The organism is Acinetobacter sp. V102_4 (assembly GCF_031799005.1).
Taxonomy (GTDB): Bacteria; Pseudomonadota; Gammaproteobacteria; order Pseudomonadales; family Moraxellaceae; genus Acinetobacter; species Acinetobacter calcoaceticus.
In genome coordinates this window covers 312,557-326,492 of sequence record NZ_JAVQNR010000038.1, presented here as the reverse complement: position 1 = coordinate 326,492, position 13,936 = coordinate 312,557, and the positions used below count along the sequence as shown (strand labels likewise).

Sequence of the window (13,936 nt, the reverse complement as noted above, 5' to 3'; positions counted from 1 at the left end):
ACATTGTTAAAGCCCACTCAGTTGGGCTTTAATTTTGCCCCTAAAAAGATAACGATATGATTTTAAATGTTAAAGATTATTTTAGTGGGGTGGGTTGGTGGTATTGCATTCATGGGAATAGATATTCCTTTAATAATGCAATATGGATGGATTGGGAAAGTTGTCCTCTTTATCAGCTTTATTTTTTATATTTTTAAGCAGCACATCGTTGTAAATCGTCCTCTATTAAAGGCAGGTTACTGTTTAATCTGTGGTCTAAGCCTTTTTGTTATAGGTCATCAATATGCTCAGCATGCCTTAAATGAAAGACTACAACTACGGGAGATACAACCTGAGTCTTTAGACGTTATTGTTTATATAGATCGAATAAGTGAAGAAAATGATAATAAGACACAGCAACTCGCTCAGGTTCTAGGGCGGTCATCCCATGTGGTGAATTGGTTGTTATATTTAAAAAATGAAAATGAGAGTGCGTTAATAGAGGGGCCAAAATTACAATTAGGCCATTACTATCGGATTTCGGGTAAAACCAGACCAGCTCATAGTTACGCAGTATCTGGTGCTTTTGATCAGGAACAATGGTTCATTCAACGAAATATAATGTCAGGTTTCAGTGTTCAGCATATTGAACCTTTAAGCTCTGATGAAATTTATCGATTGGGTTATCAAAATCATTTACAACAGCAACAAAAGTTTTTTACTAGGCAACAATTAAATATAGAAAAATTGCGCCTAAAATTTAGATTGATGCTAAAAAAATCTCCCTTACAGAACAAAGGACTGTTATTAGCACTTCTAACAGGAGATGAAAGTCTTTTAAATGAACAGATTAAAAATCAATTTAAGCAGTTAGGAATCTCTCATTTGTTGGCCATTTCAGGGCCTCATGTCCTTATTTTTTCCATCATGTTGTCTTGGGGATTGCATCAATTAGTACGACGTTATTATCCGCAGATTTATTTGTGGCACCCCAAGCAAATATTGGCAATGATTCCGTTATGTTTTGGAGTTTTGATTTATACGGCTTTTGTAGGCTTTGAAACTCCAGCCTTAAGAACTTTACTTTCAGTATTTTTATTCGCCTTTTTATTATTGGTAAAACTACCTGTTAAGCCATTTTCCCTCTTGGTTTTCAGTGCAAGTCTACTTTTGCTTTTCGATCCATTTAGTGTCTTATCGGCAGGTTTTTGGCTCTCTTATGGTTCTTGTTTTATTTTATTACGCATTTATCAAACCATAGTACAGACTCCAAATCTTGCTTCAGTGAGTCTGCTATCTAGAATAATTCTTTTAAGCAAGACCCTCATTGAATCTCAGGGCAAAATATTTATCGCCCTATGTCCCTTAATGCTGTTTTTCTTTCAACAAATTTCATGGGTTGCACCTCTCACAAATATTATTGCAGTTCCTTTGCTAGGAGGAATTATTGTTCCTTTGAATATTTTTGCTGCTTGTGTGTGGCTTATTTTTAATTCAATTGGAAATGCACTCTTTCAGATTAATGATATTTTGCTCAGTATAGTGCTGACATGTTTTAGTTTTTTAGAGAAGTTATCTCTACCGTTGCAAGGTTTTAGCCTGACACTACTTGCTTTAGTGTGTCTTAGCTGTGTCATTATTATTTTATTTTTACCGCGTGGTATTTTACCGAAATCTTGGGGGCTCATATGTTGTTTACCCTTAATCATTCCAAATAAGTCATCCCAGCAAATCCAATTAAATATTATAGACGTAGGCCAGGGCCAAGCGATTTTTTTACAACATTCAGAGCAGACATGGTTAATTGATACTGGCGGTTCTTATGATGAGAAGGCTTTTAGTATTGGTCAAAATGTAGTGATCCCATATTTACGACAGAAAGGTGTTAAACAATTAGATCATGTCGTGTTATCTCATCTTGACCAAGATCATAGTGGTGCATTTCCTGCCATAAGTCAGGCTTTTCCTATCAAACAGGTCATATCAAATGAGTTGTGGAAAGAGCAGGTTAAAGAACCATTTACTTATTGTCATCAAGGGCAAAAATGGCAATATCCCCAGTTAGATATTGAAATACTTTGGCCTAAAGAAAATGATTTAAATTTAGTTCCTTCTAATCAAAATCAATATTCTTGTGTCGTTTATATTCATTTAAAACAAGTAAAGGGTTATCAAAATTATTTAATTATGGGGGATGCTGGATGGGAAGCAGAATATCAATTGATAAAAGAATATCCTGATTTAAAGGTAGATGTTTTGGTATTGGGTCATCATGGTAGTAAACATAGTTCTGCCTATGACTTCTTAGCGACTTTAAATCCCAAGCTTGTTGTTGCCTCTGCCGGCTTTAATAACCGATACGGTCATCCAAGCAAAGAGGTGATAGCGAGAATACAAGCACTTAATATTCCTTTTAAAAGTACAATTGAGCAAGGAACATTAAGTTTTGTATCTCAGAATCATCAAATGGCTTTATACACTCGACGTTTTGAGCGTACTTGGCTTCACAGAACTTTGTGAAGCTTCGGCTTTAAGTCTATCTACAATTTGAAGTGCTTCATTTGGATCAATATTGTAAATATTATCTAAAGCAGGATTTGCCTTAAAACGTTTATAGCTCCAGTGATAGTGTTCTGGATAACGCTGGATGAGTTGTTCAATAGCCTGATGAATGACATAAGTTCCATCATCCGCACTACCTTCGTAGATTTTCTCATCCATAGGTTCAATGTGCATCGTAAAACCATCATTTTCGTTACGAATCGCGTAAAGGAATAAAGCTTTTGCTTTAGTCTTTTGAATAAGCTTGGTACTTAAATTACTTGAGGCAAGGGGAACACCAAAATAATTGATCATACTGCCGCCGACATTAGGCGTATGGTCAGGCAAAATTACGGTAGTTTCACCTTGTTTTAAAGCTTTAAAAATTTGTCTTACACCAGTTTCGTCAGTAGGAACCAAGTGGGCTTGTTCACGACTACGTGCTTCTCGAACAAAACGGTCTGCATCTTCATTTTTTACTGGCTTGTATAAAATTGTCATTGAAGTGAATTGTGAACACCAAGCATTCAGGACTTCCCATGTACCAAAATGTGGAACAATCAAAACTACACCTTTTTTTGCTGCAAGTGCTTCGTGAAAGTAATGTTCGCCTTCAATATGATGAATTCTTTCGATATTCTTACTATTTGATGAACCCCAAATACTTAAAAATTCAAAGTATGAGGTGACTTCATTACGAATAGCTTGTTGCGTAATTTCTATTCGCTGCTGTGGCATTAAATGTGGAAGGGCGATTTGTAAGTTTAGTTCTATACTTTTTGATGTTTTAGTAATTTTTAAAGTATTGATTAACCCTGCCAACATACGAGCAAGAAAACGTCCAAATTGAATTGGCTGGCGGCTAAAAGTTTTGAGTAGGTAGTAGTTCATGCTTTTTGTATCTAATTTGGTCATCTATCGCGGGAAAAAGGAAGCAATAATTAAAAAAAGATAAAATTATTATAAATGAAATCATATTATTTAGACAGTTTTTATCAAATCAACGTATATAATGACATCATTTTAGATTAATTTGGATTGGAATTTTATGTCCGATTGGCCGCCAAAACCACAAAATGAACCTATAATCCCTAAACAAAATGGACCAGAATGGCAAATTCTCGAGAAGGCTGTGCTTGCCTCTGTAGAGGAACAGCGTCGAAGTCGCCGTTGGGGTATCTTCTTTAAAACATTAACTTTTATTTATTTGTTATTCATTATTGTACTCATGGGTAAAGGCTGCTCAACCAGTAAAGAAGGATCTGCTGTGAGTAGCAGCAGTGCTCATCTGGCAGTGGTAGATATTATTGGAACTATTGATGCTTCAAGCAATCAATCTGTGAATAGTGAAGATACCAATAAAGCGCTTAAGCGTGCTTTTGAGGCATCAAATAGTAAAGCTGTTGTACTTAATATTAACTCACCTGGCGGTTCTCCAGTTCAGTCTGATGAAATCTGGCAGGAAATTCGTTATTTGAAAAAACAACATCCTGATAAGAAGGTTTACGCCGTTATTGGTGATATGGGTGCATCGGGTGCGTACTATATTGCTTCTGCTGCAGATGAGATTATTGTCAATCCATCGAGTTTAGTGGGCTCAATTGGTGTCATCATGCCTAACTATGGGATTACTGGTTTAGCTCAGAAACTTGGTATCGAAGATCGCACTTTAACAGCAGGAACGAATAAAGACATTTTAAGTATGACAAAACCGATTGATCCTGCACAAAAGCAGCACATTCAATCTGTTCTTGATAATGTTCATACTCACTTTATTACCGCAGTTAAAGAAGGGCGTGGAAAGCGTTTGAAATCGAATGATCCAGCTATTTTTTCTGGTTTGTTCTGGACCGGTGACCAAGCAATCCAGTTAGGTGTTGCTGACCGTTCAGGTAACATTACGAGCTTGATGCGTGAACTAAACCTTGATAATAAAGTTGACTACACAATTGAGCGTAACCCATTACAATCAATTTTAGGTCGTATGGGTGCACAAATAGGGCAAGGAGTAAGTGAATCTATTGCTCAAGAAGTGCAGACTCGTCAAAGCGCAAAATTACAATAAAATCTGTTTTAGGATAGCGGTATGTCAATGAAACCAGTTATACACTTTGCTCATGCGAATGGCGTACCCTCAAAAGTGTATCAAAAACTGTTTGACCAGTTGAAAGGGGAATATGACATTATTTATGTTCCCCTGATTGGTCCTGATAAGCGTTATCCTGTGACTAACCATTGGCCTTCTTTGGTTGATCAGGTGATTGATAGTATTGTGCGGCAGGCGAAAGGACGTAAAGTCATTGGACTTGGGCATTCTCTTGGTTCAGTTTTAACTTTGATGGCCTCTTTTCAGCGTCCTGAACTCTTTTCTCAAGTGATTATGCTAGATCCTCCTCTTATTTTAGGACGATATTCATTTGCTTTTCATATGGCAAAATTATTTCGTCCTAAATTAGTTGATGCGATGACACCAGCAGGCTTATCTGCACGTCGTCGTGAACATTGGGAATCGAGAGAACAGGCGGCCGAATTGCTGCGTCCTAAAGGCTTCTATAAAGATTTTGATGAAGATTGTTTTCAAGCTTACATTGACTATGCTTTAAAAGAAGACTCGGTCCGCGGTGGAGTTACTTTAACTATTTCTCGTGAAGATGAAGTTGCAATTTTCCGAAAAAATCCTTCTTGGTGGTGGCTACCTATGCCAAAACCTAAGATGCCTGTACATTTAGTGGTGGGGAAAAAAAGTGATTTCTTAAAAAGAGGCTTTCCTCAAATGGCAAAGCGAAAAATGGGAATCCCATTTACTGTAGTTGAAGGGGGGCATATGTTCCCTCTAGAACATCCTATTGATACAGTGAACTCTATAAAGAAATTGATTCATACTCAGCCAAATTAATTTTTAAACTTATAAAAAAAGGACATGCCAGCATGTCCTTTTTTTATTTTTGCTTGTAAGTAAAATGTTTTACCAATTTGCAAAACGAATAGGGTGTTTAAGAATTTGATCACGGAAATAAGCTTGACCATTTTTCCATGTAAGTTGGCCGTTACATAACCACTCTGCTACTTGTGGGTAAATAAAGTGCTCAAGTGTATGTACTCGATCTGCTAATGAAGCGGCAGTATCATGTTCTTTAACTGAAATAGCAGATTGGGCAATTGATTGACCAGAATCCAGTTCGGCAGTTACAAAGTGTACGGTACAACCATGTAAACGATCACCTGTGTTTAAAACACGTTGATGAGTGTTCACGCCTTTGTAAGCTGGAAGAAGTGAAGGATGTATGTTCAGCATTTTCCCTTGCCATTTATTGACAAAGGTGGGAGTTAAAATGCGCATGAAGCCGGCTAAAATAACTACATCCACTTGCCAAGCTAAGAGTTGTTGATGCATTGCTTCATCAAACACTTCACGAGTTGGAAAGTCTTTATGCGAAATAACAGCCGTAGCAATATTAGCTTTTTGAGCACGCTCTAGGGCATAAGCATCTGCTTTATTAGACAGTACACCTACAATTTGCCCTGATAGATTTGCATCTATCAAGGCTTGTAAATTACTGCCGTTCCCAGAGACTAGAACAGCAATTTTTATCATGCAAAGATCACACGAATTTTTTCGTCTGCGCCTTCCACTGATTCAGCATTTTCTTGGATATGTCCGATTTTCCAAGCTTTTTCACCTTGAGCATTAAGCACTTCAATTGCTTTTTCTGCATCATTTGCATCAACAGCAATGACCATACCTACGCCACAGTTAAACGTACGGTACATTTCAAAGCGTTCTACATTGCCTTCGCGTTGTAAAAGTTGGAATAATTCAGACCATTCCCAAGAAGCTTCATCAATGACAGCTTGTGCACCATTTGGTAATACACGAGGTAAGTTACCTGGTAAACCGCCACCAGTGATGTGTGCCATAGCATGTACATCAACTTGTTTGCATAGCTCAAGAACTGGTTTTACATAAATACGAGTTGGCTCCATTGCTACATCAGCAAGAGGACGGCCATCAATCATTTGAGTTAAATCAACATTTTTAACGTCTAAAATTTTACGTAATAATGAATAACCATTTGAGTGAGCACCACTTGATGCAACACCAATAAGCACATCACCAGACTTTACTTTAGAACCATCAATAATTTTACTTTGCTCAACAACACCAACAGCAAAACCAGCAAGATCGTAATCTTCGCCTTCATACATGCCTGGCATTTCTGCGGTTTCCCCACCTACAAGTGCGCAACCTGCAAGCTCACAACCTTTACCAATACCAGTAACAACATTTGCAGCAACGTCAACATTTAAGTGACCAGTTGCATAATAATCAAGGAAGAATAATGGTTCTGCGCCACAAACTAAAAGGTCGTTTACACACATAGCCACAAGATCTTGGCCGATTGTGTCATGACGATTAAGATTAAGTGCCAAACGTAATTTAGTTCCTACACCATCGGTTCCAGAAACTAAAACAGGCTCTTCATAACCTTTAGGAATTTTGCATAGTGCACCAAAGCCACCAAGTCCGCCCATTACTTCAGGACGACTTGTACGTTTAGCGACTGACTTGATACGATCGACCAGTGCGTCGCCCGCTTCAATGTCGACACCCGCATCTTTATAGCTTAAACCGGTATTTGGGGTAGAAGTTGAGTTGCTCATAAATGAAGTCTCCGCATTGGCGGCAGATTATAACCTGAATATACGAAACTCTTATGTTATTTATGCTCGAAAATGCTATCTTTAATAAAAATATTTTTTCATTTATAACGATTAAATCAAAAAAGGCTAGATTTTATGCAAGATCGTATACTGCGCCGTATTTTTTTACTCGCAGGTATTGTATTGCTGGTATGGGTATTATACTTACTCAAGCCTGTAGTCATTCCTTTTATCGGCGCTTTTTTCCTGGCTTATTTATTCAGTCCACTTGTTGATGTTCTGGTAAAAATCAAATTGCCTCGCTGGTTAGCAATTAGCGTGGTGTTTATAGGAATAGGTGTAACTTTAACTATCGCTTTGTGGTATTTGGTTCCTCTAATTTGGAAACAATTGGTTTATGCCCGAGATAGTATTCCAGCTGGTATTCACTGGATTAACGCTACCTTTTTGCCTTGGGTATCTTCGACTTTTAATCTACAGGCAATGGAAATTGACACAGAGCAGATGTCTAAAGCTGTGATGGAATATGTTCAAACCAATTATAGTGCCGATAGTATTCAGTCAGTGTTATTAAAATTGGCCCAGTCTGGTTTGAATTTTATTCAAATTGGTGGAACAGTTGTTTTAATTCCAATTATTGCTTTTTATTTTTTACTAGACTGGGATCGTATGTTACAGAACTTACGTCGTCTCATTCCACGTCGATATGAAGCAAATACTTTACAGATCGTTGGTGAATGCCATAGCGTTTTAGGGGCATTTGTTAAAGGTCAGTTTCTCGTCATGCTATTGCTAGGCATAGTATATGCAGTTGGATTGCAGCTCATTGGTTTGGAAGTTGGTCTTATTATTGGTATGGTGGCTGGCCTCGCCAGTATTATTCCTTATTTAGGATTTGCAGTAGGTATTATTGCAGCGGTTATCGCAAGTTTGTTCCAGTTCGGCTTGGACTGGATGCATTTATTACTCGTTGGTGTAGTTTTCATGATTGGCCAAGCGGTAGAGGGTTATATTCTACAGCCATTCTTACTGGGTGATAAAATTGGCCTATCTCCTGTAGCAGTTGTCTTTGCAGTATTAGCAGGTGCACAACTTGCAGGTTTCTTGGGAATGTTAATTGCATTGCCTGTTGCGGCTGTTATTGTAGTGTTGTTGAAACATTTAAGAGATAACTATGAAAAAAGCTCACTTTATGCTTCACCGTCTACGTTAGTCATACAACAAGGTGATATTAAGCAAATTCATGTAGAAACCGAAAGCACTAAGCTTGATCTTGAGGTTAAAACACAGCAAGATACAGATAAACTGAAACCATCTGACCAGAAATAATTTCAAGGTTAATTCGATATATGCGTCAACTCCAACTGGATATAGAACCTCAACTTGATGCCCGAATCAGTGATTTCTCGGGACCAAGTTGGGGGAATGTAGTCGATGCTGTGCGTCAACTACATGCTGGTCTGGTCAGTAGGTTTTATATCTACGGTGGCGCAGGGACAGGTAAGAGTCATTTACTTTCGGCAATTTGTGACTCTTATTTAGAAATAGGCAAATCTGCGATTAAAGTTTCTTTGCTTGAACTCCTGGATGCTCCTATCGAAGCAATTACATCTTTAGAGCATTATGACCTTGTTGCTCTGGATGATATTGAATCGATTAGTGGTGTGCCCCATTGGCAAAAAGCTGTCTTTCATTTAATGAATAATCACGAAGGGCAGTTGGTATTTTCTTCGCGTGTAGCACCTATCGAATTAAAGTTGGAATTACCAGACTTACAATCACGACTTACCCAAGCTGTCAGTGTTAAGGTACCGAGTGGAAGTTTATATGCGGATCGCTATGCTTTGGTTACATCTGTAATGTCTAGACGTGGTATTCATTTTGATCAGCAAATTGTTGACTATTTATTGTTACATGGCCCTCATCAAGCTTCTCTTTTGCTACAGACAGTTGCCCAATTAGAAAAATTACTCAAAGGCGAAAAAACAAAACTTTCGAATGCAACGTTAAGACAAATTTATGCTTTGATTGATGAATATCAACAATAGATATTCTTTCACTTTGGTTTATTGCTTTGCCTAAATTTATAAAAACCTATTAAAAATAGAGTCTCTGGCACAAGATTTCTAATTTCAGAGCACTTGCATTTATATCTTTTTAAATTTCCTTCTAATTTTTAAATGAGTCAATTTTTGTATTTAAAAAAGTTTTTTGAATGTATGAAGCTTTTTGTAATCTGGTTCAAAAATGACTCTACAGACCGACCAAAATGTCTTGAGAAATTCTACTTGCTGTGACAAAGTACGCACAAAGGATGCGATTGCAAAAGTAAAATTTTTGCAATATTGACAAAAAAAATGAAAAAAGATGTAAGGAGATGGGTATGCTCAAACGGAGCATTGCTTTTGCTTTATTGGCTGCTGCTGGACACGCTTATTCTGCCGATATTCAAGTCACAACTACAATTGATGAAGATGTCGATAATACAGTCTGTTCATTACGCGAGGCTGTAGTACTGATAAATAAGCGTAATTCAAGTGATTCTACCGTTGTTGCTTCTGTAAAAGATGGTTATCGCGGGTGTGGAAGTAAAGACGTCTCTTCAAATATTATTTTGCAGCGTGATAAGGAATATGCCCTAAATAAAAGTATAAAGATTTCTGCGGCTCTAACTATTAGTACAGCAAAGAATGATTCTACTCTGGTTGAGGAAGGAGCACCCAATTCTCATAATGCAACTATTAAAATGATAGGTACGGATCAATTATTCCGTATAGATGATGATAGTGTTGAAAAAGCCTCTTTTACAGTTTCATTTATTGATATCAATTTAAAAGGTGCTGGCTCAAAAAGTGTAGTCCCTCAGGGTAACGGCGGATTAATTTATAATCATGAACAATTGGTTATTCAAAATTCGCGTTTAATGGATGGGTATGCAACAAGTGGTGGAGCAATTTATAACGCTGGTAATTTATCGAATACTACAAAAACAGCAGGTTCGGTAATGATTACTAATAGCCTGATGCAGAATAATAAAGCGAGTCAGGGGGGAGTTTTATATAGTGATATGCCACTTTACTATATCAGTCGCTCTGTAGTGCGTGATAATGAAGTAACGGCACCAGATGGCGCATTGTTCCACGCACAAACTAAATTTGCAGATGAAAGTACAGGGGGATATTTAACTTCTCGTGTTATTGGTTTGAGTAATAGTACGATTTTCCATAATAAAGGTAGTTTTATTGGCATTGTCCGAGATGGGATGGTGATCAATAACATTACAATGATTAAAAACGCGGGCGGGCTATTTTTTGATGCTCCACAAGGAAAAGCTTCCGTTTCTAATAGTATTTTAGTAGGCAATACAACAAACTGTCAGACATCTGCAACAGATAAAACGATTGTACAGAGCAATTTGGTGACTGCGGAATGTAACCGTAATGCTTCAGCAACACTTCCTAATATTATTTATCCAGCCAGTGAAAAACTAATTGCAGGGAATGCCGATGAAGGAACCTGCGATGTACCACCTGCAGATGGATTGCTTTGTCCTTATTCAACACCAAGTGATAGTTTCTTAGGTTTCTTTAAACCCCGAATTCTCGATAAATATACAAGCCTTTCACAGTCATTGTTAATTAACAAAGGTCGTTTATATAGTGATGGAACTTCTGTCGGTTTAGCAAGTTGTGAAAAACAAGATCAACGTGGAAAAAATCGAAGTGCTTATGATGAGCTATGCGATTTAGGCTCAATTGAATTAACAATTAACCGTGATGATATTAGTACGCATGGTCAAGATATTAAATATGGAGAAATTGCGAAATTTAATATTGCTGATGTTGTAGGTGATGGTGAATTAGTTTCTCCAAAAACATGTGAAAAAATGTTTGGAAAAAGAACAGATGGTAAAGCATGGCAACCAGGCTGTATGAAAGTGGTTCAAACAAGCACACCATCTAAAGGAACTTTGTCGATTGATACACAAGGGAACTTAACTTACGTTCCAAATGGTAACTGGCATGGGGCAGATGTTTTTAATCTCTTGGTCGTCACAACAACAACACGTTTTAATGACGCTGCGGATGTTTATTTAACAGTTCCTGTTCAAATCGTACAAGATCCACCGTCGGGAATAGAAGATAAATCAGTGAGTACTGGTGGAGGAAGCGTTGGTGGTGGTTTAATTTTAGGTTTATTTGGCTTAATTGCTTTGCGACGTTTAAAGTCATAATCAAGGATGATAAGGCTATGAAAAATTATAAAAAAGCTTTTTTAGCATTAGCTGTGATTACTGCAATGCCATTATTTGCAGATACCACTAATGGAAGAATTGATGTTACCACTTTTGTGGATGAAGATGGTGATAATACCAATGCTTGTTCATTGCGTGAAGCGATAAAGACTGCTGAATTACGTAAGTCTTATGGTGGTTGTACAGTTATTGATACACGTGAGACTACACAGAAATCTATTCAGCTTAAAGCAGGAACTTATACTTTAACCAAGGAGTTAGTTCCTAATGCCAATATTGCTATTTTTGGTGCTGACCCCGTAGATTGGCAGAAGAAAAGTGTTTTAACCAATGATTATCCCGCACAGCTTGAATTACAAACGTATATTGATGCCCAAGGTAAATCACGTGTTTTTAATACAACGCCCTATAAGCAACCCTTAAGCTTAAATAATATCATTCTTGCAAATGGCGTTACAACCGGTCAGGGTGGGGCGATTTATGCCGGTGCTGATATTGCTTTACAAAATAGCCAGATTTTATCATCACGAGCAACAAGTGGTGGAGCAATTTATTTAGCTTCACCTAATATTACTTTGTCAGTAAATCATTCATTACTGAAAGGTAATAGCGCAACACAAGGCACTGTTTTATCAATGGGGTGTTTTAGTGACACCGTTTATGCACCACGTACCATTACGTTTACATCAAATAGTATTGTGAATAATGGTAATACAGCTTCAATAAGTACATTTGAGTTTTGCGGTAAACCTAGTGCGACATTATCGGTTAATACTATTGCAAAAAATATAGCGAATAGTACTAACGGCAGTATTATTAAGTTTACTGGCGATACCAATAATCCAGCCAATACATCAAGTATTTTAAGTTCAAGCAGTAGTTTAGTACTCTTAAATAATACAATTGTTGAAAACAACGCAAACAGTACTTTCCTCTACGACAAACTGGGCACAAAAAAGCTTAGTTTTAACGTACTGGCTTATAATACTGGAAGTTATGCCTGTAAATATCTTTTAGGTGCGGCAGCAGAACAAAAGAGTGTAGGTTTAATGCTGGATTTCAATGCCCTTAACTGGACATCAGCAACAGCAAAATGTGATGTTCCAAAGGAATCTCTGCCAGATGGTCACACGAATATTAACATCAGTACACAATCATTTAGCAGTTTACTAAGCCCACAGGATGCAACGGCTGATACAGGCTGGTTACCTATTTATTATCCAAAAGAGATTACTGACCCTCAGCAAATAGATTTAATTGATGTTGATAAAGATGGTAAAGGAAGCTGTGCTACAGCTGACCAACGCGGTTTAAATCGTTTGACAGATGGCACATCATATTACCAATCAGGAAGTCGTAATAGCTGTGATATTGGTTCTGTGGAGTTAATGAAATTAACAGCAGGTGATTTAGAGGATGTTAGTAATATTTCATTAACAACTTTAATTGATACTTATCAACAAAATTATGATTTATTTGATAAGTATATTAAGGATCCTAAGACGCCTTCTAACTTTATTACTTATTATAAAGTACGTTTAGCAGAGTTTAAAAACCTGATTGATACAACCAAGGCAAATCTTAAATATCGTGCTATATATCTTGATTTAAAGAATTATGATTTACCTTTGCCGGCCGAAGATGCTAATCATGTGTTGAAGTTCTTCAATACAACTGACTATCGTATTACAACAGAGGCATTGGGTATTGGGTCACTTGATGACAAATATGATGAACAACAAGTTAAAGACTTGTCTGATGAAGATAAGGTATTCTGTGAGTGGAATAGTGCTTTACAGCAAATTGTTTTTTATCGCAAAGACGATACGGTGACTCAAGCTGGTACCTATGCTTATTGTAAATATACAATTACAACAGCCGATAATAAATTAAGCTCAAGCGGTCTGATAAAAGCTCGTTTTAATAATATTGAACCTATTTCTGGTGATGGAACAGTTACCTTTAAATATCTTGCAAATGAAACTATTCCATTGAATTTGCTTAAATATGCGAATGATGATGGTGATGGGCCTGTCAAAACGCTTTTAAAACCTAAATCACAGTTTTGGGTAGATGAAAAAGGCGTAGAATTACCAATCTATTTACCGAGCAAAACTTCAAAAGATGGAATTTTTAAGGTAGTTAAAGCTGACCGAGAAGGGCCATGTCCGAAAACTGACAAAGATAAAACTTGTTATGGTGGGAATATCTATATTCAGGCAAATAACGTCTTTAACGTTTTCAATGATTCATTAAGCTATAACGTTTATGATGCTGATGGTAAAATTTCACCTAAAGCTGGCACAATTAACCTAGTAAGTACTGCAACTACCACAGACGATACACGTGGCGGAGGCGGTGGTGGTAGCTTAGGAATTTTATCTATAGCATCTTTACTTGGTTTAGCGATCTATAGACGCTATCGTAAATAAATCATTTAAAATAAAAAGCCTCCAATTAGAGGCTTTTTATATAAAATTATTTAAGGCATTAAATCTA

Annotated in this window: 10 protein-coding genes; 7 read left to right on the top strand and 3 right to left on the bottom strand. The window is 37.1% G+C overall.

Going from position 1 to position 13,936, the window contains the following annotated elements; translation table 11 throughout:
* Positions 1-66 precede the first annotated feature (66 nt).
* Positions 67-2,499 (top strand): DNA internalization-related competence protein ComEC/Rec2, encoded by a 2,433-nt coding sequence (locus RMB13_RS11175; RefSeq protein ID WP_311085269.1) that lies wholly within the window; start codon positions 67-69, stop codon positions 2,497-2,499.
* Here RMB13_RS11175 and RMB13_RS11170 read toward each other — a convergent pair.
* Complete coding sequence (locus RMB13_RS11170) at positions 2,452-3,435, bottom strand: lysophospholipid acyltransferase family protein (RefSeq protein WP_311085268.1); 984 nt, start codon at positions 3,433-3,435, stop codon at positions 2,452-2,454. The two genes, RMB13_RS11175 and RMB13_RS11170, sit on opposite strands and share 48 nt — an antisense overlap.
* 133 nt (positions 3,436-3,568) lie before the next feature.
* Between RMB13_RS11170 and sppA the strand changes: the two genes are divergently transcribed.
* Both sppA and RMB13_RS11160 read left to right on the top strand, forming a co-directional pair.
* The gene (gene sppA / locus RMB13_RS11165) at positions 3,569-4,585 is read left to right on the top strand and encodes a signal peptide peptidase SppA (RefSeq protein WP_311085267.1); all 1,017 of its coding nucleotides are present in this window, start codon (positions 3,569-3,571) and stop codon (positions 4,583-4,585) included.
* A 21-nt stretch (positions 4,586-4,606) separates the two neighbouring features.
* On the top strand, positions 4,607-5,416 hold the full coding sequence (locus RMB13_RS11160) for an alpha/beta fold hydrolase (RefSeq protein ID WP_198495297.1): 810 nt from the start codon (positions 4,607-4,609) through the stop codon (positions 5,414-5,416).
* 69 nt (positions 5,417-5,485) lie between these two features.
* On the opposite strand, the gene purN is transcribed toward RMB13_RS11160, so the two are convergent.
* Together purN and purM are read right to left on the bottom strand one after the other, a co-directional pair.
* Positions 5,486-6,115 carry a phosphoribosylglycinamide formyltransferase gene (purN, locus tag RMB13_RS11155; protein ID WP_017391829.1) on the bottom strand — a complete coding sequence of 210 codons (630 nt, stop codon included), beginning with the start codon at positions 6,113-6,115 and terminating at the stop codon, positions 5,486-5,488.
* Positions 6,112-7,182 carry a phosphoribosylformylglycinamidine cyclo-ligase gene (gene purM / locus RMB13_RS11150; RefSeq protein WP_311085266.1) on the bottom strand — a complete coding sequence of 357 codons (1,071 nt, stop codon included), beginning with the start codon at positions 7,180-7,182 and terminating at the stop codon, positions 6,112-6,114. The genes purN and purM overlap by 4 nt, the downstream gene beginning before the upstream one ends.
* 135 nt (positions 7,183-7,317) lie before the next feature.
* Between purM and cxpE the strand changes: the two genes are divergently transcribed.
* From cxpE to RMB13_RS11130, 4 genes are all read left to right on the top strand, one after another.
* On the top strand, positions 7,318-8,511 hold the full coding sequence (gene cxpE / locus RMB13_RS11145; RefSeq protein WP_080027610.1) for a chloramphenicol efflux transporter CxpE: 1,194 nt from the start codon (positions 7,318-7,320) through the stop codon (positions 8,509-8,511).
* Positions 8,512-8,531: 20 nt separating this feature from the next.
* On the top strand, positions 8,532-9,230 hold the full coding sequence (gene hda / locus RMB13_RS11140; RefSeq protein ID WP_003650214.1) for a DnaA regulatory inactivator Hda: 699 nt from the start codon (positions 8,532-8,534) through the stop codon (positions 9,228-9,230).
* A gap of 329 nt (positions 9,231-9,559) precedes the next feature.
* Positions 9,560-11,416 carry a rhombotarget A gene (gene rbtA, locus RMB13_RS11135; RefSeq protein ID WP_311085265.1) on the top strand — a complete coding sequence of 619 codons (1,857 nt, stop codon included), beginning with the start codon at positions 9,560-9,562 and terminating at the stop codon, positions 11,414-11,416.
* A 17-nt stretch (positions 11,417-11,433) separates the two neighbouring features.
* Positions 11,434-13,869: a CSLREA domain-containing protein gene (locus RMB13_RS11130; RefSeq protein ID WP_311085264.1), complete on the top strand. Its 2,436-nt coding sequence runs from the start codon at positions 11,434-11,436 to the stop codon at positions 13,867-13,869.
* Positions 13,870-13,936: the final 67 nt, after the last annotated feature.

Excerpts from the sequence above, each read along its gene's own strand:
- RMB13_RS11175 (WP_311085269.1), top strand. The coding sequence starts at position 67 with ATGTTAAAGATTATTTTAGTGGGGTGGGTTGGTGGTATTGCATTCATG.
- RMB13_RS11170 (WP_311085268.1), bottom strand. The coding sequence starts at position 3,435 with ATGACCAAATTAGATACAAAAAGCATGAACTACTACCTACTCAAAACT.
- sppA (WP_311085267.1), top strand. The coding sequence starts at position 3,569 with ATGTCCGATTGGCCGCCAAAACCACAAAATGAACCTATAATCCCTAAA.
- RMB13_RS11160 (WP_198495297.1), top strand. The coding sequence starts at position 4,607 with ATGTCAATGAAACCAGTTATACACTTTGCTCATGCGAATGGCGTACCC.
- purN (WP_017391829.1), bottom strand. The coding sequence starts at position 6,115 with ATGATAAAAATTGCTGTTCTAGTCTCTGGGAACGGCAGTAATTTACAA.
- purM (WP_311085266.1), bottom strand. The coding sequence starts at position 7,182 with ATGAGCAACTCAACTTCTACCCCAAATACCGGTTTAAGCTATAAAGAT.
- cxpE (WP_080027610.1), top strand. The coding sequence starts at position 7,318 with ATGCAAGATCGTATACTGCGCCGTATTTTTTTACTCGCAGGTATTGTA.
- hda (WP_003650214.1), top strand. The coding sequence starts at position 8,532 with ATGCGTCAACTCCAACTGGATATAGAACCTCAACTTGATGCCCGAATC.
- rbtA (WP_311085265.1), top strand. The coding sequence starts at position 9,560 with ATGGGTATGCTCAAACGGAGCATTGCTTTTGCTTTATTGGCTGCTGCT.
- RMB13_RS11130 (WP_311085264.1), top strand. The coding sequence starts at position 11,434 with ATGAAAAATTATAAAAAAGCTTTTTTAGCATTAGCTGTGATTACTGCA.